Source organism: Azospirillum sp. B510, assembly GCF_000010725.1.
GTDB lineage: Bacteria > Pseudomonadota > Alphaproteobacteria > Azospirillales > Azospirillaceae > Azospirillum > Azospirillum lipoferum_B.
Genome location: NC_013858.1, coordinates 55,277 through 78,207, shown reverse-complemented (window position 1 = coordinate 78,207; position 22,931 = coordinate 55,277). Strand labels below are relative to the sequence as shown.

General features: G+C 69.1%; 20 protein-coding genes and 1 pseudogene. 14 read left to right on the top strand and 7 right to left on the bottom strand.

Annotated features, from left to right (window positions below):
• Positions 1-168: 168 nt before the first annotated feature.
• Positions 169-1,854: a methyl-accepting chemotaxis protein gene (locus AZL_RS27675; protein WP_042445993.1), complete on the top strand. Its 1,686-nt coding sequence runs from the start codon at positions 169-171 to the stop codon at positions 1,852-1,854.
• A 32-nt stretch (positions 1,855-1,886) separates the two neighbouring features.
• Here the strand turns inward: AZL_RS27675 and AZL_RS27670 are convergent, their stop codons facing one another.
• Complete coding sequence (locus tag AZL_RS27670) at positions 1,887-2,243, bottom strand: Lin0512 family protein (protein ID WP_012977702.1); 357 nt, start codon at positions 2,241-2,243, stop codon at positions 1,887-1,889.
• A gap of 448 nt (positions 2,244-2,691) precedes the next feature.
• Positions 2,692-3,099: pseudogene (locus AZL_RS37215) on the bottom strand (hypothetical protein); the annotation flags it as partial.
• Between the two features lie 284 nt (positions 3,100-3,383).
• On the opposite strand from AZL_RS37215, the gene AZL_RS27660 reads away from it, so the two are divergent.
• The 7 genes from AZL_RS27660 (at position 3,384) to AZL_RS27630 (ending at position 12,209) form a co-directional block, all read left to right on the top strand.
• Positions 3,384-4,445, top strand: coding sequence for an amino acid ABC transporter substrate-binding protein (locus AZL_RS27660; protein WP_012977700.1), 1,062 nt, complete (start codon positions 3,384-3,386; stop codon positions 4,443-4,445).
• Between the two features lie 68 nt (positions 4,446-4,513).
• Positions 4,514-5,671 carry an amino acid ABC transporter permease gene (locus tag AZL_RS27655; protein WP_012977699.1) on the top strand — a complete coding sequence of 386 codons (1,158 nt, stop codon included), beginning with the start codon at positions 4,514-4,516 and terminating at the stop codon, positions 5,669-5,671.
• Positions 5,668-6,885, top strand: coding sequence for an amino acid ABC transporter permease (locus AZL_RS27650; protein ID WP_012977698.1), 1,218 nt, complete (start codon positions 5,668-5,670; stop codon positions 6,883-6,885). The genes AZL_RS27655 and AZL_RS27650 overlap by 4 nt, the downstream gene beginning before the upstream one ends.
• A 20-nt stretch (positions 6,886-6,905) precedes the next feature.
• Positions 6,906-7,649: an amino acid ABC transporter ATP-binding protein gene (locus tag AZL_RS27645; RefSeq protein WP_012977697.1), complete on the top strand. Its 744-nt coding sequence runs from the start codon at positions 6,906-6,908 to the stop codon at positions 7,647-7,649.
• 34 nt (positions 7,650-7,683) lie between these two features.
• The gene (locus AZL_RS27640; protein ID WP_012977696.1) at positions 7,684-8,391 is read left to right on the top strand and encodes a response regulator; all 708 of its coding nucleotides are present in this window, start codon (positions 7,684-7,686) and stop codon (positions 8,389-8,391) included.
• Positions 8,392-8,839: 448 nt separating this feature from the next.
• Positions 8,840-11,107 (top strand): methyl-accepting chemotaxis protein, encoded by a 2,268-nt coding sequence (locus AZL_RS27635; protein ID WP_042445990.1) that lies wholly within the window; start codon positions 8,840-8,842, stop codon positions 11,105-11,107.
• Positions 11,108-11,162: 55 nt separating this feature from the next.
• A complete protein-coding gene (locus AZL_RS27630) occupies positions 11,163-12,209 on the top strand; it encodes an amino acid ABC transporter substrate-binding protein (RefSeq protein WP_247894523.1) in 1,047 nt (348 codons plus the stop codon).
• Between the two features lie 21 nt (positions 12,210-12,230).
• Here the strand turns inward: AZL_RS27630 and AZL_RS27625 are convergent, their stop codons facing one another.
• The 5 genes from AZL_RS27625 to AZL_RS27605 all read right to left on the bottom strand — a co-directional run bounded on the left by AZL_RS27625 (position 12,231) and on the right by AZL_RS27605 (position 16,854).
• Positions 12,231-12,947: an ABC transporter ATP-binding protein gene (locus AZL_RS27625; protein ID WP_012977693.1), complete on the bottom strand. Its 717-nt coding sequence runs from the start codon at positions 12,945-12,947 to the stop codon at positions 12,231-12,233.
• Entirely contained in the window at positions 12,934-13,692 is a 759-nt protein-coding gene (locus tag AZL_RS27620) for an ABC transporter ATP-binding protein (protein ID WP_012977692.1), read from the bottom strand. Before AZL_RS27620 ends, AZL_RS27625 begins: the two co-directional genes overlap by 14 nt.
• On the bottom strand, positions 13,689-14,717 hold the full coding sequence (locus AZL_RS27615) for a branched-chain amino acid ABC transporter permease (RefSeq protein WP_012977691.1): 1,029 nt from the start codon (positions 14,715-14,717) through the stop codon (positions 13,689-13,691). Before AZL_RS27615 ends, AZL_RS27620 begins: the two co-directional genes overlap by 4 nt.
• Entirely contained in the window at positions 14,714-15,583 is an 870-nt protein-coding gene (locus AZL_RS27610; RefSeq protein ID WP_012977690.1) for a branched-chain amino acid ABC transporter permease, read from the bottom strand. The genes AZL_RS27615 and AZL_RS27610 overlap by 4 nt, the downstream gene beginning before the upstream one ends.
• Positions 15,584-15,669: 86 nt before the next feature.
• The gene (locus AZL_RS27605) at positions 15,670-16,854 is read right to left on the bottom strand and encodes an ABC transporter substrate-binding protein (protein WP_012977689.1); all 1,185 of its coding nucleotides are present in this window, start codon (positions 16,852-16,854) and stop codon (positions 15,670-15,672) included.
• 341 nt (positions 16,855-17,195) lie between these two features.
• Here AZL_RS27605 and AZL_RS27600 point away from each other — a divergent pair, with 341 nt between their 5' ends.
• The 6 genes from AZL_RS27600 (at position 17,196) to AZL_RS27575 (ending at position 22,818) form a co-directional block, all read left to right on the top strand.
• A complete protein-coding gene (locus AZL_RS27600) occupies positions 17,196-18,056 on the top strand; it encodes a CoA transferase subunit A (RefSeq protein WP_012977688.1) in 861 nt (286 codons plus the stop codon).
• Positions 18,056-18,868 (top strand): CoA-transferase subunit beta, encoded by an 813-nt coding sequence (locus tag AZL_RS27595; protein ID WP_012977687.1) that lies wholly within the window; start codon positions 18,056-18,058, stop codon positions 18,866-18,868. Before AZL_RS27600 ends, AZL_RS27595 begins: the two co-directional genes overlap by 1 nt.
• Before the next feature lie 6 nt (positions 18,869-18,874).
• Positions 18,875-20,074, top strand: a complete 1,200-nt coding sequence (pcaF, locus tag AZL_RS27590; protein ID WP_012977686.1) for a 3-oxoadipyl-CoA thiolase — start codon at positions 18,875-18,877, stop codon at positions 20,072-20,074.
• 106 nt (positions 20,075-20,180) lie between these two features.
• A complete protein-coding gene (gene pcaD, locus AZL_RS27585; protein WP_012977685.1) occupies positions 20,181-20,978 on the top strand; it encodes a 3-oxoadipate enol-lactonase in 798 nt (265 codons plus the stop codon).
• 14 nt (positions 20,979-20,992) lie between these two features.
• Positions 20,993-21,406: a 4-carboxymuconolactone decarboxylase gene (pcaC, locus tag AZL_RS27580; protein ID WP_012977684.1), complete on the top strand. Its 414-nt coding sequence runs from the start codon at positions 20,993-20,995 to the stop codon at positions 21,404-21,406.
• 5 nt (positions 21,407-21,411) lie between these two features.
• On the top strand, positions 21,412-22,818 hold the full coding sequence (locus tag AZL_RS27575; protein ID WP_012977683.1) for a 3-carboxy-cis,cis-muconate cycloisomerase: 1,407 nt from the start codon (positions 21,412-21,414) through the stop codon (positions 22,816-22,818).
• Positions 22,819-22,931: the final 113 nt, after the last annotated feature.

Here is a 22,931-nt window from a genome sequence, read left to right as displayed (position 1 = left end):
GGTATGTGGAATTTCCATGCCACTCGCTTGATTTGACGCTTATGCGGCCTGCATCGCGCCACGCGATTTTCCTTGAACACTCTTTCAATTATGCCAAAAGGGATATAGGCGGGCGCTGAATTCATAGGACACGGCGCCAATGGGATTGTCGTGGAAGGGATTTTTCAGATGCTCAACAACCTAAGCATCACAAAGAAGATAATGGCGCTCGTGGTGCTTGCGCTTTGCGGCGCCGTCGCGATTGTTCTCTACAACACTGCCCAGCTCAAGAGCGTGATGACGGAAGACCGCAAACAGGCGATCCGCAACATCGTCGAAACGGCGGTCAGTATTGCGAACCACTACAATCAGGAAGCCACCCGCGGCGCCATGTCCATGGACGAGGCGAAGGCGCGGACAAAGAACACGATCCGCGCCATGCGCTTCGGCAAGGGCGATTATTTCTTCGTATACAACACGAATGGCACCACCGAAGTCCACGGCACGCGCAAGGAGCTGGAAGGCCAGATGCGGCTGGACGAGAAGGATGTGGACGGCTTCGCCTTCCTGCGTCACCAGATCGCCAACGCGCAGGCCGGCGGCGGTTATACCACCTACCGCTTCACCAAGCCCGGCGGCGGCAGCGAGGTGTTCGAGAAGATCTCCTACGACGCGCCCTTCACGCCGTGGAACTGGGTCATCGCGTCCGGCGTCTATGTCGATGACGTTGATCTGGCCTTCTGGAACAAGTTGCAGCATTCGCTGATCGTCATCGCCGGGGTGATCGCCCTGATGCTGGCGGCGTCGATCCTGCTGGGCAAGGCGATCACCCGGCCGATCGCCGCGCTGGGCGCCGCCATGCGCCTGCTGGCCGACGGCAACCATTCGGTGAGCATCGCCGGCGCCGACCGCCGGGACGAGATCGGCGCCATGGCCCAGGCGGTACAGGTGTTCAAGGACAATGGCATCGCCATGGAGACCCTGCGGCGCGAGAACGAGCAGGCCGCCGAACAGGCCGCCGCCGAACGGCGCCGCGGCATGCTGGATCTGGCCAACAGCTTCGAGTCCGAGATCAAGACCATCGTCGACAGCGTGAACGTCCAGGCCTCGCAGCTGCGCTCGACCTCATCGCTGCTCTCCAACATCGCCAGCAACGCGACCGACCAGTCCGACCATACCCTGCGCGCCGCGTCGGATGCCGGCGGCGGTGTCCAGATCGTCGCGGCGGCGGCGGAGCAGCTCGCCTCCTCGATCCAGGCGATCAGCGCCGAGGTCAGCCGTTCCACCGGCATGAGCCAGAAGGCGGTCGACGACACCCGCCGCACCTCGGAGATCGTCGCCGGCCTGACCACCGCCGCCGCCAGGATCGGCGACGTGGTCAACCTGATCAACGCCATCGCCAGCCAGACCAACCTGTTGGCATTGAACGCCACCATCGAGGCCGCCCGCGCCGGCGAGGCCGGAAAGGGCTTCGCCGTCGTCGCCGGCGAGGTCAAGAGCCTGGCCGGGCAGACGGCCAAGGCGACGGAGGAGATCAGCGCCCAGATCGGCACCATCCAGTCGGCGACGCGCGCGGTGGTGTCCGCCATCGAGGACATCAGCGGCACCATCAGCGGCATCAACGAGACCGCCACCACCATCGCCTCGGCGGTCGAGGAGCAGGGGGCGGCCACCCGCGAGATCGCCCGCAACGTCCAGCAGGCGGCCAGCGGCGCGCAGGAGGTCGTCAACCGCGTCCAGGGTCTTCAGAAGATGGCCGGCGACACCGGCAACGGCGCCGCCCAGGTCGAGGAGGCGGCCTCCGACCTGCTGATGCAGTCCGACGAGCTGACCCGCCAGATGGACCGCTTCATCGGCGGCATCCGCGCCGGCTGACCGGTCCCGCTGGCCGGTCCCGCTGGCCGGTGTCAGATGCCGACCTCGACCGCGGCGTTGACGACGTAGATCTGCTCGTTGCGGTCGTTCTTGTCGGCCAGGAAGATGCCGCTCGGCGCCAGCATGCCGCCGCTGGTGACCTGGATGCTGACGGCGCCATAGGGGAAGACGGCCTTCACCGCCTCATGGTCGAGGCGGTCGGCGTCGGCTGGCACCGCAAGGTGGACGCGCACCTGCATCCTGCCGGTGTCGCCGTCCACCAGGGCGCGCATGCCCGGCATGGAGTTGCGCTCGATCGCGTTGCGCACGGCGCGGACGGCGGCCTTGGTCACGTCCTGACCATGCAGATCCACCCCCATGCCGAGTTCCACGAACATCACTTGCTTCATCGCGCCGGGTTTCCCTTCGGGTGTCGGTAGCGGGTCATGATGGCGCGGCGGCGGGCCAGGGACCAGCGGGGGCGGGGAGGATTCCGGCGGGCGGAAAGCCCGGCCCCGGACGGCGGCCTGTGGCGGAGCTCTACAGCAGATCCTTGAACAGCAGCTGCGCCGGTGCGTCCGCCGCCTTGCCCCGCTTGCGGGGCGGAGCCTTCGCCTGCGGCTTGTCCTTCGCCTTGTCACCGGTCGGTTCCAGCTGCCCAGCCGGCACGGTCTCGACGGCCAGCCCCTCCAGCGGCATGGTCAGCGGCGGTTCGGCGGCGGGCTCCGGCGCCTGCTGCGGCTCGGCTTGCGCGACGGCCACGAAATCGGAGACCGGCGCGGCGGCAACCGGAGAGTCGGGGATCGGGGCATCGGGGACTGCGGCTTGCGCGCCTCCCTCGGTGGCCGGCTCCTCCGGCTGCGCATCGGCGGGGGCCGGCTCCGCCTGCGCCGCCTTCCTCCGCGACGGCCGGCGCGGGGCGACGCCGACGCCCTCCTTGGCGCGCTGCTTGGCCTTGTCGCGGTCCTGGGCCTCCGGGGCGTCGGGATCGTCGGTCAGCCATTTGCGGCGCTTGATGACCTCGTTCACCCGCCCCTGGTTGACGCCCAGCTGGAAGGCGATCTCCTGCTGGGTCATGTTGGTGGTCTCGTGCAGATGCAGGATTTCGCCGGCCAGTTCCGGCGTCATCTTGCGCCCGGTCAGGCGCCGGGCCGGGCGGACCGAGCGTTGCGCGCGATCCCTCGCCCTCAGGGAGTCCAGGATCTCCAGCGCGGCGGTATTGCCCGCCGCCTTCAGCGCCTCCTCGAACTCCTTCAGCGTCGCCATAAGACACCCTCCCGCTATCGCCGACCGGTCCCCGCCGCAACCGGCAGGATCACAGATAGTTCGGCCCAAGGCGATGGAAAAGCCATTACCGGCGTCCGGCGGATTTGTCCAAAGCTGTTCACATCTTCACCACAACCGTTCATGCCGGGCGGGCACTTTGTTCAATCGACAGAGCAATTGTAGGGCCACGCAAGCGGCCGGCGCCTCCCAACCCCGACGCCCCTGGCCCAGTGCCCTCAAAACGAACAAGGCTGAAGGAGTCCCGCCCCGTGAAGTCCCGCACCATGACATCCGGCCCCTCGAAGTCCGGCCTGCGCGCCCTCGCCATCGCGGCCACCCTGTCCGTCTCCGCTTTCGCCCTGTCCGGCGCCCTGTCGGGCACGGCCGAGGCCGGCGCCACTTTCGACGGCGTGAAGCAGAAGGGTTATGTCCAGTGCGGCGTCAATCTGGGCCTCTACGGCTTCTCCGCCCCGGACGACAAGGGCAAGTGGTCGGGCCTGGACGTCGACATGTGCCGCGCCGTCGCCGCCGCCGTCTTCGGCGATGCCGAGAAGGTGAAGTACACCCCGCTGTCGGCGCAGCAGCGCCTGCCGGCCTTGCAGTCCGGCGAGATCGACATCCTCGCCCGCAACACCACCCGCACCCTGACCCGCGACACCGCCAACGGCCTGAACTTCGCGCCGACCAACTATTATGACGGCCAGGGCTTCATGGTCTCGGCCAAGCTGGGGCTGAAGAGCGCCAAGCAGCTGAACGGCGCCACCGTCTGCGTCCTGCCCGGCACCACCACTGAACAGAACGTGTCGGATTACTTCCGCGCCAACAAGATGACCTTCAAGCCGGTCGTCATCGAGAAGAACGAGGAGCTGAACAAGGCCTTCTTCGCCGGCCGCTGCGACGCCCTGACCTCCGACGCCTCGCAGCTGGCCGCCATCCGCGCCGCCGAGGTGCCGAACCCGGCCGACTACGTCATCCTGCCCGAGCTGATCTCCAAGGAGCCGCTGTCGCCGGCCATCCGCCAGGGCGACGAGGAATGGACCAATCTGGTGACCTGGGCCTTCTACGCCATGGTCCAGGCCGAGGAGAAGGGCCTGACGTCGGAGACGGTGGACGCCGCCCTGACCTCTCCCGACCCGGATGTGAAGCGCCTGCTCGGCGTCACCGCCGGCAACGGCAAGGCGCTGGGCGTCGAGGAGAACTGGGCGTTCAACATCATCAAGCAGGTCGGCAACTACGCCCAGAGCTACGAGCGCAATGTCGGCGCCGGCTCCAAGCTGAAGATGCCGCGCGGCCAGAACGCCCTCTACACCGAAGGCGGCCTGATGTACGCCCCGCCGATGAAGTAAGGGCGCCCGCCCTCTCTTCCTCCTCCGGGGGAAGAGAGGGCATTTCCCCCCCCGCACGGAGCAACACCATGACAAACCCGGTCCAGGCGCTGAACTCCGCGCGCGTGCGGGGGTGGCTGTATCAGGCTCTGTTCCTGGCCTGCGCCCTCGCCGTCGCCTGGTATCTCGTCTCCAACACGCTGACCAACCTCGCCACCCGCGGCGTCGCCACCGGCTTCGGCTTCCTGCATCGCGAGGCCGGCTTCGAGATCGGCGAGAGCCTGCTGTCCTATTCCGCGTCGGACACCTATCTGAAGGCGCTGGCCGTCGGCCTCTTGAACACGCTGGCGGTGTCGGCCGCCGGCGTCGCGCTGGCCACCGTGCTGGGCGTGCTGATCGGCGTCGGGCGGCTGTCGTCGAACTGGATGGTGAACCGCTTCGCCACCCTCTATGTCGAGACGGTGCGCAACGTGCCGCTGCTGCTCCAGCTGGTGGTCTGGTACACCGTCATGAACCGGCTGCCCAGCCCGCGCGAGGCGCTGGAGATCCTGCCCGGCATCTTCCTCAGCAACCGCGGCATGAAGTTCCCGGTGCTGGTCGAGCATGCCGGCCATGGCTGGGTCCTGCTGGCGCTGCTGGCCGGCATCGCCGCCGCCTTCGCCGTCGTCCGCCACGGCCGCCGCCACCGCGAGGCCACCGGCAGGCCCTTCCCCACCCTGCCGATCGCCATCGCCGCGGTGCTGCTGCCGCCGGCCGCGGCGTTCATCGCCACCGGCGCGCCGCTCGCCTTCGATGTTCCGGCCCTGGCCGGCTTCAATTTCGAGGGCGGTGGCTCGGTCACCCCGGAATTCACAGCACTGCTGATCGGCCTGTCGGTCTACACCGCCGGCTTCATCGCCGAGATCGTGCGCTCCGGCATCCTCGCCGTGCCGCATGGCCAGACCGAGGCCGGGCTGGCGCTCGGCCTGTCGCCGGGCAGGATCCTGCGCCTGATCATCCTGCCGCAGGCGCTGCGCGTCATCGTGCCGCCGCTGACCAGCCAATATCTGAACCTGGCCAAGAACAGCTCGCTGGCCGTCGCCATCGGCTACCCCGATCTGGTCAGCGTCTCCAACACCTCGGCCAACCAGACCGGGCAGGTGGTGGAGGCGGTGGCGATGATGATGCTGGTCTATCTCGTCATCAGCCTCGCGATCTCCGGCTTCATGAACTGGTACAACCGCCGTGTGGCCCTGGTGACGCGATGAGGGACCCGATGATCAAGCACTCCCCGGCCGATCCGGCCCCCAATCCCAGCGGCCCCATCCCCACCGCTCCCGTTCCTCCCGCCCATTGGGCCGCCTCCTACGAGGAGGAGCCGAGCCAGGCCTCCACACCGCCGCAGGCCAACGGCATGACGGCGCTGAAGCCCTTCGGCTGGGCGCCCATCAGCTGGACACGCAACAACCTGTTCAACACGCCGCTGAACACGGCGCTCAGCCTCGCCTGCCTCGCGCTCCTGTGGCTGGTGGTGCCGCCGATGGCGAACTGGCTGCTGCTGAACGCCAGCTGGTCCGGCGGCTCGGAGGCCTGCCGCGAGGCGGCCGGCGCCTGCTGGTCGGTGATCGTGGTCAAGCACCGGCTGATCTTCTTCGGCACCTACCCCTATGACGAGCAGTGGCGCCCCTTCCTGGCCTGCGCCCTGTTCGTGGCGATGCTGGGCGCCAGCGGCGTGCGCGCCTTCTGGCGGCCCTGGCTGGCCGGCGCCTGGGCGCTGACGCTGGTCGGCATGGGCGTGCTGATGTGGGGCGGCGTCGCCGGCCTCGGCTATGTGCCCAACGACCGCTGGGGCGGGCTGCCGATCACGCTGATGCTGTCGGTCTTCTCCATCGCGCTCGCCTTCCCGCTGTCGATCCTGCTGGCGCTCGGCCGCCAGTCCGCGCTGCCCGCCATCCGCACCTTCTGCGTCGGCTTCATCGAGACGATGCGCGGCGTGCCGCTGGTCAGCGTGCTGTTCATGGCGTCGGTGATGTTCCCGCTGTTCCTGCCGGAAGGCGTCACGGTCGACAAGCTGCTGCGGGCGCTGGCCGGGATGACGCTCTTCACCGCCGCCTATCTGGCCGAGGCCGTGCGCGGCGGCTTGCAGGCGATCCCCAAGGGCCAGTACGAGGCCGCCGACGCGCTCGGCCTGTCATACTGGCAGAAGACGATGCTGATCGTCCTGCCCCAGGCGTTGCGCATCGTCATCCCACCGATCGTCAACCAGTTCATCAGCGCCTTCAAGGACACCTCGCTGGTCACCATCGTCGGCCTCTACGACCTGCTGACCGCCGCCACCGTGGCGACGACCGACCCCGAATGGCGCCCCTATTTCGCCGAGGTCTATGTCTTCGCCGGGCTGATGTTCTGGATCTTCTGCTTCAGCATGTCGCGCTACAGCCAGTGGCTGGAGCGTCTGGCCAACCGCTACACCCGCCGCTGACCGGCTCCGGAGAACGCCCCATGACCGCGAACGCCATCATCGAACTCCGCAAGGTCGGCAAGTGGTACGCCAGCTACCACGCGCTGCGCGACGTCAGCATCAGCATCGGCAAGGGCGAGAAGGTCGTCGTCTGCGGCCCGTCCGGCTCGGGCAAGTCGACGATGATCCGCTGCATCAACCGGCTCGAGGCGCACCAGACCGGCCACATCATCGTCGACGGCATCGAGCTGACCGACGACGTGAAGGCGGTGGAGAAGATCCGCCGCAAGGTCGGCATGGTGTTCCAGAACTTCAACCTGTTCCCGCACCTAACCGTGTTGCAGAACCTGACGCTGGCCCCGATCTGGGTGCGCGGCATGGCGAAGTCCGAGATCGAGGAGATCGCCATGATGTATCTGAAACGGGTGCGCATCCCCGACCAAGCCCACAAATTCCCCGGCCAGCTGTCCGGCGGCCAGCAGCAGCGCGTCGCCATCGCCCGCGCGCTGTGCATGCGGCCGGAGATCATGCTGTTCGACGAGCCGACCTCGGCACTCGACCCCGAAATGGTCAAGGAGGTGCTGGATGTCATGACCGAGCTGGCCGGCGAGGGCATGACCATGGTCTGCGTCACCCACGAAATGGGCTTCGCCCGGCAGGTCGCCGACTCTATTGTCTTCATGGCCGAGGGCTCGATCATCGAGAGCGGGTCGCCGGCCGAATTCTTCGAGAACCCGAAAAGCGAACGCACCCGCCAGTTCCTGGGCCAGATCCTGGAACATTGAGGCGGCAAGGCGGCAGGAAGCGGATAAGAGGGCCATGCCGGCGACCATTGCCATCACCGACGACGACGCGGTGACGCGCGAGACGCTGAAGTCCTACCTGACGGATGAGGGCTTCGACATCCTGCTGGCCCGCAGCGCCGAGGAGCTGAAGGACCTGCTGGCGGCGGCCACGGTCGATCTGGTGCTGCTCGACATCCGGCTGCCGCGCCAGGACGGGCTGACCCTGACCCGCGAACTGCGCGCGGCGTCGGAGATCGGCATCATCCTGGTCAGCAGCCGGGCGGAGAAGCTGGACCGCATCATCGGGCTGGAAATGGGGGCCGACGATTATATCGCCAAGCCCTTCGAACCGCGCGAGATCCTGGCACGGGTGCGCAACCTGCTGCGCCGGCTGAAGGCGCCGGGCGACCAGCGCGACGACCGCCGCCGCTGCTTTTCCGGCTGGACCCTGTGGCTGGACCGCATGCGCCTGACCGACCCGCAAGGGCGGCCGGTGCGCCTCACGGGGGCGGAGTTCGAACTGCTGTCGACCTTCGTCTGCAATCCGGGCCGGGTGATGAACCGCGACTATCTGCTGACGGCGACGACCCGGCGCAAGACCGACGCCACCGACCGCACGATCGACAGCCTGGTCCGCCGCCTGCGCCGCCTGATCGAGACCGACCCCGCCGACCCCCGGCTGCTGGTGACCGTCCATGGCACCGGCTACCTGTTCGCCGGAGATGTGACACAGGACGGATGAACGCGCCCTCTCCCGGGCAGGAGAGAGCGACACACCCAACCCCGGGCAGGAGAGAGCGACACACCCAACCCCGGGCAAACTCCCCCGTCGCTTCAGTCTCGCGGCGGCCACGCGCTCGGCAACCTGGGCCACGGAAATCGCGAAAAATTTTTCGCCGGTTCCCGTGGCCCGATTTTTATGCATCCGCGCCGGTGGTCAGCCTCTTTTGAAATCAAACCGCCACATGCGGTTGCTCAAGGTCTTTAAAAACTCTCCAAAAACAGGTCACGAACCGCCAAATCGCCGGCAAGACCGGCGGATCCTTTACCGGAAAGCCTTCAGCTTGTCTCAAATATGAAAGAAAAGACACGAGCTGTTCACAATTAGACGCTAAATCGTTCAAAGGGCCCTGCGACGATGTGCGCGTAGCAATCCGTGAAACCGTTTTATGGCGGCAGGGGGTTTGGGCATGAAGGCAATCGCGGCGATTGTGGGCGCAACCGGAGCGAACGGCACGGAAACGGGCGGAGCCGGCGGCGCCCCTGACGATGCCGGCACCCGTTACCGCTTCTGGACCCTGCGCCGCGCCATGATCTCGGTGGTCGGCGTTCTGGTGGCGGCGCTGATCGCCAGCCAGGCCTGGGTGTCGCAACGCTACACCGATTTCGCCCTGACCACCTTCAACAGCAGCGCCGCCGCGACCCTGCGGGTGCTGGCCAACGACCGTATCCGCAAGAACTATACGGAATGGCTCCAGGGCCATGCCAACGAATGGAGCCGCGACGCCTTCCTGGTCGACAGCGTGACCCAGAAGGACCCGGCCAAGACGGCGCTGGCCCTGAAGAATTTCAACACCCGCCCGGTGGTGGTCGACCGCGAGGTGCGGCTGGTCTCGGTCGCCGTCTATGACGCCGACATGAAGCGGGTGGCCATCACCGGCGGCGAGCAGGACAGCGTCGCCGCCGTCGCCCCGCTGTTCGAGGCGCTGAAGACGCGCGATCTCGCCGACAAGCGCCGCCCCGCCAGCCTGCTGTGGCGCGACGGCCAGGGCCGGCCGCTGTTCAGCATGATCGTCCCGATCGGCGGTTTCCGCGTCCTGGGCTTCCTGGAGGTGGTGACCGATCCGCTGCCCGCCCTGTCCAGCCTGGGGGCGGTGCTGGATGCCGACATCCGCTTCACCGACGCCAAGGGCGGCGTCCTGTTCGAGGCCAAGGGCGGCGAACCGTCGGCCCACGCCCAGCTTTCCGCCACCACCGTCGCGATCGCCGGCGATGGCGGCCTGCCCTGGGCGACGGCGGAGATCTCGCGCGACGTTTCCGACTTCGTCGGCGCGACGGAGAAGCTGCGCAACGACGCCCTCAAGATGGTCGGCGGCTTCGCTCTCGCCGTCGCCGTCGCCGCCGCCCTGCTCCTGCGCGTCGCCGTCTTCGCCAACCTGCGCAAATTCGCCCGCGCCATGGAGCAGATCGCCGCCGGCGACCTGTCGATCGAGGTGCCCCGCACCGGCCGCGACGAGCTGGCGGTGATGGCGGCGGCGCTTAGCCATCTGCGCGGCAGCGTCGAACAGGTGCTGCTGATGAAGCGGATGGTCGATTCGAGCCCGGTCCCCACCGCCCTGCTGCGCACCGACGGGCCGACGGGCGCGGGACAGGTCGGCTTCGTCAACCCCGCCGCCCGCGGCTTCTGCGAGGCGCACGGCATCGACCCCACCGGCCCCGACCTGCTGGCCCAGGGGCCGGACTTCACCGCCGACTGTACCGATCCCGCCCGCCCGCCGATCCCGCGCCGCACCCTGACGGTGGGAGAGACCACGGTGGAGGCCCATGTCGACACCGTGTTCGACGACCAGGGCAACGTGCTGGGCAAGACCCTGTCCTGGACCGACGTGACCGAACAGATGCGCTCGGCCGCGCTCGCCCGCAAGCTGATGGAGGATGTGCATCAGGTGGCGTCGGGCGTCGCCACCCAGTCGGGCCAGCTGCGCGAGCTGGCCGACGCGCTGCGCCAGCAATCGGCCGGCACCATCGACAGCACGGTCAGCGCCGGCAGCTTCGTCGCCGAGAGCAACCGCAACGCCGGCACCTGCAACGACAGCGCCGAGGCGCTGATGGACACCATCGGCAGCGTCTCCAGCCTGGCGGGCGAGGCGGCGGAGGTCGTCGGCTCGACGCTGGGCGAACTGACCGCCGCCCGCGGCGTGGTCGACCAGCTTGGCGAGAACACCGAGCAGATCCGCCGCATCGTCGACGTCATCACCGGCATCGCCCACCAGACCAAGCTGCTGGCGCTGAACGCCACCATCGAGGCGGCGGCGGCCGGCGTGGCGGGCCGCGGCTTCGCCGTGGTGGCGGCGGAGGTGAAGAAGCTGGCGGAGGAGACCGCCAACGCCACCGTGCAGATCGCCAGCTCGGTCAGCGCCATCAACGGCAGCATCCAGGACACCGTCGGCACCTTCGCCCGCATCTCCGGCTCGGTCGAGCGCATCAACGAGGTGCAGGAGCTGATCGGCGAGGCGGTGGCCCGCCAGACCGACTCCTCGACCGACATCCGCCGCCGCGTCGGCGTGATCGCCGGCAACACCGGCGAGGTGGCGGCGCTGATCGACGGCGTCAGCGCCCAGGCGGCGCGCACCGGCGACATCGCCGCCTCGCTGACCGAGACGGCGAACACGCTGGCCGAGGAGGCGGCGTCGCTGCATAGTCTGCTCGGCACGCTGCGCGCCGGGCAGGCGGCCTGACCCCGCCCGCGGCAAGGGTGCGGCGGATGGGGCTGGCCAGGGGATGGGTGTCGGGATGCGGCTGCTGTTGCTTGTGCTGCTGGCGATGGTGTCGGCCTCGCCGGTGCTGCCTTCGCCGGCACTGACCTCACCGGCCTGGGCCGGGGACGGCGACACGCTGGAGCGCATCCACGGCCGCGGCTTCCTCATCTGCGGCCTGCGCAGCGGGGTCAGCGGCATCTCCTTCTCCGACCCGCAGGGGCATCTCGACGGGTTCCTGGTCGATGTCTGCCGGGTCTTCGCCGCGGCGACGCTGGGCAACGCCCAGGCGATCCGCGTCGTCCGCCTGCCGGAGAAGCCGCAGGAGTTCCAGGCGGTGGAGAAGCACGAGGTCGACGTGGCGCTGACCACCACGACCTGGACCTTCAGCCGCGACCTGTCCAACGACATCGAATTCCTGATGCCGCTGCTGCATGACGGCCAGGGCTTCGCCATCCACAGCGACGGCACGCCGCCGCCCCCGCTCGACCGGCTGGGACCGCGCACCGTCTGCGTCAAGACCGCCACCACCACCGTCCGCAATCTGGAGGACCATATCCGCAAGTCCGACCTGCCCTGGACGATGCGCACCTTCCAGACGCTGGACGAGGCGTTGCAGGCCTTCCTCGCCCATGAATGCGACCTGCTGACCACCGACCGCACGGTTCTGGTCACCTCGCTGGCCGGCTACCGCAAGGCGGGGATGGGGATTTACATCTATCCGGACGTGATCTCGCGCGAGCCGCTGACGCCCTATATCGCGCGCGGCGACCGCAACTGGTACGACGTCACCCGCTGGATTCTCCACGCCATCGTGCTGGCCGACGCGAGGGGCGTCACCTCGGCGGACGTGCAGGCTGGGCGCGTCCCCGACGATCCCGAACTGCACCGCATGCTGGGCCATTCCGGCAACGCCGCCCGCATGCTCGGCCTGCCCGACGACTGGGCCTTGCAGGCCCTGGCCCAGGTCGGGAATTACGGCGAGATCTTCGAGCGCAACCTCGGCATCCCCTACGGCATGGATCGCGGCCCGAACAAGCCCTGGACCCAGGGCGGCCTGCTCTATTCGCCGCCCTTCCGGTAGAGGCGCACCGGGGATAATCCCCTACGCCGCCAGCGCCACGCCGAGGTGGCGTTCCAGCAGAGCCGTATCCGCCTTCGCCTGCGCCGCCGGCCCGGCATGGACAACCCGGCCACGGTCGAGGAAGACCACGCGGTCGGCGAAGTCCAGCGCCCGGTCCACCTGCTGCTCCACCAGGATGACGGTCATGTCGAGTTTCGACAGCGCCGCCATCAGCATGTCGCAGATCACCGGCGCCAGCCCCTCCAGCGGTTCGTCCAGCAGCAGAACCGTCGGCTTGCCCAGCAGGGCGCGGGCGACCGACAGCATCTGCTGCTCGCCGCCCGACAGCTCGCCGCCGCCGTTGCGCCGCCGCTCGGCCAGCCGGGGGAACAGCTCATAGGCCTCGGCCAGCGCCGAACGCGGGCGCCCCTTCAGCCCGGTGACGAGATTCTCCTCCACCGTCAGCGATTTGAAGATGTCGCGGGTCTGCGGCACATAGCCCAGCCCGGCCGCCGCCCGGCTGGAGCTGCTCAGCCCGCCGAGCTCCACCCCGTCGAGCCGGATCGAGCCGCCATGGCGGGTGGTCTGGCCGACCAGGGTGGCCAGCGTCGTCGTCTTGCCGACGCCGTTGCGGCCGAGCAGGGCCAGCCGCCCGCCCGCCGGAACGCTGAACGACACACCGTCCAGGATCAGCGTCCTGCCATGGCCGGCGCGCAGATCCGCGACCTCCAGGCGTCCGGCCGGTTCAGTGGTGGGCATTGGCGCGGCTCCCCAGATAGACCTCGCGCACGCGCGGGTCGGCGACGATCTCCTCGGCGGTGCCGCTGCACAGCAGCCGCCCCTGCGCCAGCACGATGATCGATCTGGCGAAGCGGAAGACGAGGTCCATGTCATGCTCGATCATCAGCACCGCCAGATCCTTGGGCAGGCGGTCGATGGCGTCGAGGATGCGCTGGCTTTCCGAATGGGGCACGCCGGCCGCCGGCTCGTCGAGGATCAGCACCTTCGGCTTCATGGCGAGCGCCAGCGCGATCTCCAGCAGCCGCTGCTGCCCGTAGGCCAGCGAGCCGACCGCCGTGTGCGCCACCTGCGTCAGCCCCATGGTCTCCAGCAATCCCGCCACCTCGTCGGCCAGCCCGGCGACCTTGGCGACCGAGGCGAACAGGCGGAAGGTGCGGCGGTCGCGCTGGAGCACGGCCAGCTCCAGATGCTCGCGCACCGTCATCGACTTGAACAGCCGCGCCACCTGGAAGCTGCGGATCAGCCCCAGCCGCACCCGCTCCGCCGCCGACAGCCGGGTGACGTCGCGCCCGTCCAGCCGGATGGTGCCGGCGCTGGGCGGGATCACCCCGGTGACGAGGTTGACGAAGGTGGTCTTGCCCGCCCCGTTCGGCCCGATCAGGGCGCAACGGTCGCCCGCCTTCAGGGTCATGGAGATGTCGGCCGACACCTGGAGGCCGCCGAAATTCTTGGTCAACCCCTCGACCTCAAGAAGCCTGGTCATGCCCGGTCCTCCCTCCGCCGCAGCAGACCGCCCAGCCGCTCCACCCCCGAGGCGATGCCGCCGGGCAGGAACAGGACGATGCCGATCAGGAACAGGCCGATGAAGGCCATCCAGTGATAGGGATCGTTGGCGGCCAGGACATGATGCACGCCCATGAAGGCCACCGTGCCGATCACCGCGCCATAGAGCCGCCCGGTGCCGCCCAGCACCAGCATCACCAGCGCCTCCGCCGACCAGGAGAAGCCGGCGCTGTCCAGCCCGACGATGCCGCTGGTCACCGCGGTCAGGGCGCCGGCCACCCCGGCGAACACCCCGGCCACGCCATAGAGCGCCACCAGATAGGCCTTCGGCGAGCCGCCGATGGCGGAGATCCGCAGCGGATCCTCGCCAACCCCGCGGCAGGCCAGCCCGAAGGGCGAGCGCACGATCCGCCGCGCCACCACCAGCCCGGCGACCAGCACCGCCAGCGCGAACAGATAGGCGGTGTGGCCGAACATGTCGAAACGGAACAGGCCGAACACCGGCGCCGGGTCGATGCCCGACAGGCCGTCGCTGCCGCCGGTCCAGTCACGCGCCTTGTTGGCGACCTCCTGCACGATCTGCCCGACCGCGATGGTCAGCATCAGCAGGGTCAGCCCGCGCGCGTGCAGGATGAGCGCCCCGGTGGCCAGCGCGATCAGCCCGCCGGCCAGCCCGCCGACCGCCAGCAGGGCGAAGGGATCGTCGATCCAGTTGACCGCGGCGATGCCGGCGGCGTAGGCGCCGGTGCCGAACATCGCCGCCTGCCCCAGCGTGGCGATGCCGCCATAGCCGAGCACGAGATCGAGCGACAGCACGAACAGCGCCGAGGCGGCGATGCGGGTCAGCAGCGCCAGATCCTCCGGCAGCAGCCAATAGGCGGCCAGCCCGGCCGCCGCGATCAGCGGAACGCCGATCCAGTCGAGGTCGCGGCGCCTGGCCGGCACGACAGGTCCGGTTCCGCTCGTCGGCCCGCCCTTGCCGTCTCGCTCGGCGACGCTCGTCATGCCGTCCTCCCTTTGAAGAAGCCGTGGGGCCAGCGGAACAGGATCAGGATCAGGGCGGCGTAGAAGAAGAACTCGCCGAAATTGGGGATCAGGTATTTGCCGGCGCTGTCGATGATGCCGAGCGCCAGCGCCGCCGCCGCCGAGCCGAAGATGCTGCCGGCCCCGCCGACCGCCACAACCGCCAGGAACAGCACGATGTAGCGGATGGCGTAATAGGGCTCCAGCGGCAGCAGCTCCGCCCCCAGAACGCCGCCCAGCGCCGCCAGCCCGGTGCCGAGCGCGAAGGTCGCCAGATAGAGCCGCTCGGTGCGGATGCCGAGCGCCGCCGCCATCGCCGGGTCATCGACCGCCGCGCGCAGCCGGATGCCGAAATCGGTGCGCTCCAGCAGCCACCACAGCCCGAGCAGGGTCGCCGCTCCCGCGCCGATGACGAAGGCGCGGTGGGCCGGGATCGCCTTCGGTCCCAGCGCCACCGTGCCGGTCAGCAGCTCCGGCAGCGGGATGCGCTTCAGCGTCGGTCCGAACAGGGAGTTGATGCCGGCGACGATGACGAAGGTCAGCCCGATGGTGAGCAGCACCTGCGACAGCTCGTTGGCCGCCCCGTAGATGCGGCGGTAGAGCAGCCGCTCCAGCGGCAGGGTCGCCAGCACGGTCAGCGCCACCGCGACCACCAGGGCGGCGGCATAGGGCAGGCCGGCGACCTGGGCGGCGTAGGAGGCGACATAGCCGCCGACCATGGCGAAGGCGCCATGGGCCAGATTGACCACCCGCATCAGCCCCAGCGTCACCGACAGCCCGACCGAGATGATGAAGAGGATCATCCCATAGGCGATGCCGTCGACGGCGATCCCGAAGACGCTTTCCATACCGTCCCTCCGTCTCCCCTCTCCCGTCCCGGGAGAGGGAGGGGACCCGCGCCGTCAGGCGTGGGAAGGGTGAGGGGGAATTCCCCTCACTTGCCCGGCTTGTAGCCGTAATCCGGCTGCGCCGCGAACGCCGCCTTCTCGACATTCTCCAGCCGGTCGCCGACCTTCTCCACCGTTCGCAGATAGATGGTCTGGGTGATGTGGCGGCTGGCCGGGTCGATGGTCACCGGCCCGCGCGGGCTTTCCCAGCTCAGCCCCTTGACCGACTCCACCGCCTTGGCGCCGTCGATCTTGCCACCGCTGTTCTGGATCATCTGATAGATCAGATGGGTGCCGTCATAGGCGCCGACCGTGGTGAAGGTGGCGGTGTCGTCGTTGCCGAACAGCTCCCTGTGCTTGGCGAGGAAGGCCTTGTTCGCCGCCGAGTCGTGGGCGCGGCTGTAATGGAAGCTGGTGGTCATGCCCAGCACCGCGTCGCCCAGCGCCGGCAGGTCCGGCTCCTGGGTGATGTCGCCGGGGCCGAACAGCTTGACGCCCTTCTCCTTCAGCCCGTTGTCGGCGAAGGCCTTGGCGAAGGCCAGCGTGGTCGGGCCGGCGGGCAGGAAGGCATAGACCGCCTCGGCGCCGGTGTCCTTGATGCGCTGCATGAAGGGGGCGAAATCGTTCGATTTCAACGGCATGCGGATGGTGTCGGCCACCTTGCCGCCATTCTTCTCGAAGGTCGCCCTGAAGGCCGCCTCGCCGTCCAGGCCGGGACCATAGTCGCTGACCGCGGTCACCGCCGTCTTGATGCCCCGCCTGGCCATATGCTCGGCCAGCGGAACCGTGTTCTGCCACAGGGTGAAGGAGGTGCGGACGAAGCGCGGCGATTTCTCGGTGATGGCGGAGGTGGCGGCGTTGAAGACCACCGCCGGGATGTTCGCCTCGTCGATCAGCGGGGCGACCGCCATGGCGTCGGGGGTGAAGGCGAAGCCGGCCAGGAAGGACACCCGCTCCTTGACGATCAGCTCCTGCGCCAGCGCCTTGGCCTGGGCCGGGTTGGTCTGCTCCAGGTCGCGATAGACGAATTCCACCGTGTCGGCGCCGACCGTCCGGCCATGTTCGGCCTGATACTGGGCGATGCCGTCCTTGAAGGTCTTGCCGAACATCGCGAACGGTCCCGAGAAGGGGGCGATGACGCCGACCTTGATGGTCGCCGCCCCGGCCGGACCGGCCGCCAGCGCCAGACCGAACGCCGCACCCAGCAGCGCGTTGCGCAGAGTCCTCGTCATTGTCCCTCCCAGATGTGACCATGATGTCGGCGCCGGAGCTGTTCGTCCGGGTTCTTGACTGTTAAACCAACCGTACTGAGGGATGCCCAAACCGTCAAGTTCGATATATGACATTGAGTTCTATAATCGCACAAATTGCGTCACATCGCTAACTCCTTGCAATTACCGATTTTCTACCGGTTTTCCCGTTGAAATCGTCACGCAAAGCTCATGTTGCGCCGCAATATGTGCGATTATCGCTCAATATGAATGATTTTCGCCCTTGACAGCGGCCGGCCGCCATCGCCACGATGGATTCAAAGACGAACATCCGTGCGGCTTTCGCACAATCGGGAGGTCATATGGCTAACATCACGCCCCTGCGCGATGCGGTGGCGAGCCTTGTGCGCGACGGCGACACGGTCGCCCTGGAAGGCTTCACCCACCTGATTCCCCATGCCGCCGGGCATGAGATCGTCCGCCAGGGCCGGCGCGACCTGACGCTGGTCCGCATGACGCCGGACCTGATCTACGACCAGCTGATCGGCATGGGCTGTGCTACGAAGCTGATCTTCTCCTGGGGCGGCAATCCCGGCGTCGGCTCGCTCCACCGCTTCCGCGACGCGGTCGAGCAGGGCTGGCCCCACAGGCTGGAGACCGAGGAGCACAGCCACGCCGGCATGGCGAACGCCTATGTCGCCGGCGCCTCCAACCTGCCCTTCGCCCTGCTGCGCGGCTATACCGGATCCGACCTGCCGAAGGTCAATCCCAACATCCGCTTCGTCGAATGCCCCTTCACCGGCGAGAGGCTGGCCGCCATCCCGTCGGTCCGCCCCGACGTGACGGTGATCCACGCCCAGAAGGCCGACCGCCGCGGCAATGTCCTGATCTGGGGCATCCTCGGCGTCCAGAAGGAGGCGGTGCTGGCCGCCAAGCGTTCCATCGTCACGGTCGAGGAGATCGTCGACGATCTGGAGGCGCCGACGAACGCCTGCGTGCTGCCGACCTGGGCGGTCTCCGCCGTCTGCCATGTTCCCGGCGGCGCCTATCCGTCCTACGCCCAGGGCTATTCCGAGCGCGACAACAGCTTCTACAAGGCCTGGGATCCGATCGCCCGCTCGCGCGAGACCTTCCAGGCCTGGATGCGGCGCCATGTCCTCGACACCGACGATTTCGCCGGCTTCCGCCGCGTGCTGGCCGAAAGCATGAAGGAGGCCGTGTGATGAGCACCGCCCAGACCACCGCCGAATCCCAGGATTTCACCGCGACCGAGATCATGACGGTGGCGGCCAGCCGCCTGCTGAAGAACGGCACCGTCTGCTTCGTCGGCATCGGCCTGCCGTCGACCGCCGCCAACCTCGCCCGGCTGACCCATGCGCCGGACGTGGTGCTGATCTATGAATCCGGCCCGATCGGCGCCAAGCCGACGGTGCTGCCGCTGTCGATCGGCGACGGCGATCTGGCCCTGACCGCCGACACCGTGGTCGGCACGCCGGAGATCTTCCGCTACTGGCTGCAAGGCGGACGGATCGATGTCGGCTTCCTCGGCGCCGCCCAGGTCGACCGCTTCGCCAACATCAACACCACCGTCATCGGCCCCTATGACGCGCCGAAGGTGCGGCTGCCCGGCGCCGGCGGCGCGCCGGAGATCGCCTCCCAGGCCAAGGAGGTGTTCATCGTCCTCAAGCAGAGCCCGAAGGCCTTCGTCGGCAAGCTGCCCTTCATCACCTCGGCGGGATATCTCGACGGCGGTGACGCGCGGGCCAAGGCCGGCATTCCCGGCGCCGGACCGACCGCGGTCATCACCGACCTCGGCATCCTCACCCCCGATCCGGTGACCAAGGAACTGACCTTGACCAGCATCCATCCCGGCGTGACGGTGGAGCAGGTGAAGGCGGCGACCGGCTGGGATCTGAAGATCTCGCCCGAGCTGAAGACCACCGAAATCCCGGACGCCGGCGCGCTGGCCGCGCTGCGCGACCTCCAGGCCCGCACCGCCGCCGCCCATGGGCAGGCCGGCGGCGGAGAGGGGTAAGACATCATGACCGAAGCCTATATCTGCGACGCCATCCGCACCCCGATCGGCCGCTATGCGGGATCCCTGGCGCCGGTGCGCGCCGACGATCTCGGCGCCGTGCCGCTCCGCGCCCTGATGCAGCGCAACCCCTCGGTCGACTGGGCCGCGGTGGACGACGTCATCTATGGCTGCGCCAACCAGGCCGGCGAGGACAACCGCAACGTCGCCCGCATGTCGGCGCTGCTGGCGGGCCTGCCCGACGTGGTGTCCGGCACGACGATGAACCGGCTGTGCGGGTCCGGCCTCGACGCCATCGCCACCGCCGCCCGCGCCATCAAGGCGGGCGAGGCCGAGCTGATGATCGCCGGCGGTGTCGAGAGCATGAGCCGCGCCCCCTTCGTCATGGGCAAGGCCGACGCCGCCTTCTCGCGCTCCGCCGAGATCTTCGACACCACCATCGGCTGGCGCTTCGTCAACCCGGCGATGAAGGCGGCCTATGGCGTCGATTCGATGCCGGAGACGGCGGAGAATGTCGCCGACGACTGGAAGATCTCCCGCGCCGACCAGGACGCCTTCGCGCTGCGCAGCCAGGAGCGCGCCGCCCGCGCCATCGCCGACGGCAGCCTGGCGCGCGAGATCGTCCCCGTCACCATCAAGACCCGCAAGGGCGAGACGGTGGTGACCACCGACGAGCATCCGCGCGCCACCACGCTGGAGGCGCTGTCGGCGCTGAAGCCGATCGTCCGCCCCGGCGGCACCATCACCGCCGGCAACGCGTCCGGCGTCAATGACGGCTCGGCGGCGTTGCTGATCGCGTCGGAAGCGGCGGTGAAGCGCTTCGGCCTGACCCCGCGCGCCCGCATCGTCGGCGGCGCCACCGCCGGCGTTCCGCCGCGCGTGATGGGCATCGGCCCGGCCCCGGCCACCCGCAAGCTGCTGGAGCGGCTGGGCCGCCGCATCGCCGACATCGACCTGATCGAGCTGAACGAGGCGTTCGCCGCCCAGGGTCTGGCGGTTCTGCGCGAGCTTGGCCTGCCCGACGATGCCGCCCATGTGAACCCGAACGGCGGCGCCATCGCGCTGGGCCACCCGCTGGGGGCCAGCGGCGCCCGTCTGGCGACCACCGCGGTCCACCAGCTCGAACAGTCCGGCGGCCGGACGGCGCTGTGCACCATGTGCATCGGCGTCGGCCAGGGCATCGCCGTGATGATCGAACGGGTGTAACCGTCGATGTCAGTCCCCCACCTGACCTCCCCCACTGGGTGGGGGAGGTCAGGTGGGGGCGCCGTCAGCCGATCGCTGACCATAACAACCACCACAGGCGGGTCCCATGCCCTTCATCGAAGCCGCCGGCATCACCCAGCATTACGACCTGACCGGCCCGGCCGGCGCGCCGGTGCTGCTGTTCGCCAACTCCATCGGCACCAGCCTGCACATCTGGGACGCCGTGGTGCCCCACCTGTCCCAGCGCTACCGCGTGCTGCGCTACGACATGCGCGGCCATGGCCTGACCCAGGTGACGCCGGTCACCGAGGAGGCCGGCTACAGCATGGACACGCTGGCCGACGACGCCGCCGCCCTGCTCGACGCGCTCGGCATCGGACGCGCCCATGTCTGCGGCCTGTCCATCGGCGGCATGATGGCCCAGCGCCTCGCCGTCAAGGCGCCGGACCGCGTGCATGGGCTGATCCTGTGCGACACCGCCGGCATGATCGGCCCGCCCTCGATCTGGGCCGACCGCATCGCCGCCATCCGCGCCCGCGGCATGGGCGCCATCGCCGACGGGGTGATGGCCCGCTGGTTCACCCAAGGGTTCCGCGACAGCCGGCCCGAGCAGATCCGCGGCTACACCGCCATGGTCGCCCGCACCACCGAGGACGGCTATGTCGGCTGCTCGATGGCGATCCGCGACGCCGACCTGCGCGCCGACAATGCCGGCATCACCGCCCCCACCCTGGTGATCTGCGGCGAAGAGGATGTGGCGACCACCCCCGACAGCGTCCGCGATCTCGCGGCCGGCATCCCCGGCGCCCGTTTCGAGCTGCTGCCCGGCGCCGCCCATATCCCCGGCGTCGAGAAGCCGGCGGAGCTGGCCGCGCTGATCGACGGCTTCCTGAGGACCCTGTGATGGCCGCCCCTGAAATGACCGACAAGGATCTCTACGAGCGCGGCATGACGGTGCGCCGTTCGGTGCTCGGCGACGCCCATGTCGACCGCTCGCTGGAGCGCGCCACCGGCTTCGACGCCGATTTCCAGGAATTCATCACCAAGACCGCCTGGGGCCAGATCTGGACCCGGCCGGGGCTGGACATCCGCACGCGCAGCATGCTGACCATCGCCATGCTGGCGGCGCTGGGCAAGGACGGCGAGCTGAAGCTGCACATCCGCGCCACCCGCAACACCGGCGTCACCCGCGACGAGGTGAAGGAAATCCTGATGCAGGCCGCCGTCTATGCCGGCATCCCCGCCGCCAACCACGCCATAGCGCTGGCCCGCGCCGTCTATGCCGAGATGGACGAGGAGGACACCAAGCAGCAGAGCACGAGCAGGGGCTGACCGCCATGACCGCCACCAACGCCACCAACGCCACCAACCACGCCGCCATCCGCCACGCCGACCCGCTGCTCGACCCGCTCTTCACCACCGATGCGGCGGCCGACGCCTTTTCCCCGGCGGCGCGGTTGCAGGGCATGCTGGCGTTCGAGGCGGCGCTGGCGCGGGCGGAGGCGGCGGTCGGCGTCATTCCCGCCCATGCCGTCCCGGCCATCGCGGCGGCCTGCCGCGCCGACCTCTACGACCTCGACGCGCTGGGGGCGGAGGCGGCGCTGGCCGGCAACACCGCCATCCCGATGGTCAAGCATCTGACCCGCGCGGTGAAGGCCGCCGACGAGGAGTCCTCCCGCTACGTCCATTGGGGCGCCACCAGCCAGGACGCGATGGACAGCGGCCTGATGCTCCAGCTGCGCCGCTTCCTCGACGGGCTGGAGGCCGATCTGGCGGCGCTCGCCGATGGCCTCGCCGCTCTCGCCGACCGCCACCGCGCGACGCCGATGGTGGCCCGCACCTGGCTGCAACACGCCCTGCCCACCACCTTCGGGCTGAAGGCCGCCGGCTGGCTCGACGCGCTCGGCCGCGACCGCCAGCGCCTCGCCGCCGCCCGCCGCCGCCTCGCCCTGCAATTCGGCGGCGCCGCCGGCACGCTGGCGGCGTTGGGAGACGCCGGCCCGGCGGTGGCGGAGGCCTTGGCCCGCGACCTCGACCTGCCGCTGCCCGCCCTGCCCTGGCACGCCAGCCGCGACCGCGTCACCGAACCGGCGACGGCGCTCGGCATCCTCGCCGGCACGCTGGGCAGGCTCGGCCGCGACATCTCGCTGATGATGCAGATGGAGGTCGGCGAGGCGTTCGAGCCGGGCGGTCCCGGCCGTGGCGGCTCCTCCACCATGCCGCACAAGCGCAACCCGGTGTCCTGCGCCGTGCTGCTGTCCTGCGCCGTCCGCGCGCCCGCGCTGGTCGGCGGGCTGCTGGCCGCCCAGGTGCAGGAGCATGAGCGCGGGCTGGGCGGCTGGCACGCCGAATGGCAGGCGCTGCCCGACCTCTGCCGCCTCGTCGCCGGCGCCGCCCGCCATGCCCGCGACACCGTCGCCGGCTTGACCGTGGATGCCGAGCGCATGCGCGCCAATCTGGACCTGACCCGCGGCCTGATCCTGGCCGAGGCGGTGACCATGGCGCTGGGCGACCGCATGGGCCGGATGGCCGCCCATTCGCGCGTCGCCGAGGCCAGCCGCCACGCCGTCGCAACCGCCCGCCCGCTGCGCGACGTCCTGGCCGAGGATGCCGAGGTGGTCCAGGCACTGGGCGCCGACGGGCTCGACCGCCTGTTCGACCCGCTGCGCTACACCGGCTCGGCCGCCCATTTCATCGACCGCGTGCTCGCCGGCCATAGGCACACGCAGGGTCAGCCGGACTGATCGTCCGCAAAGTGAACCACCGCGGTCCAGTCTTCGCGTTTTCCAAAAATGGACCATTGGTCCATAATCTCTTCAACAGGCCGGCATCCGATAAGAAGCCAGCCAACGAGAAG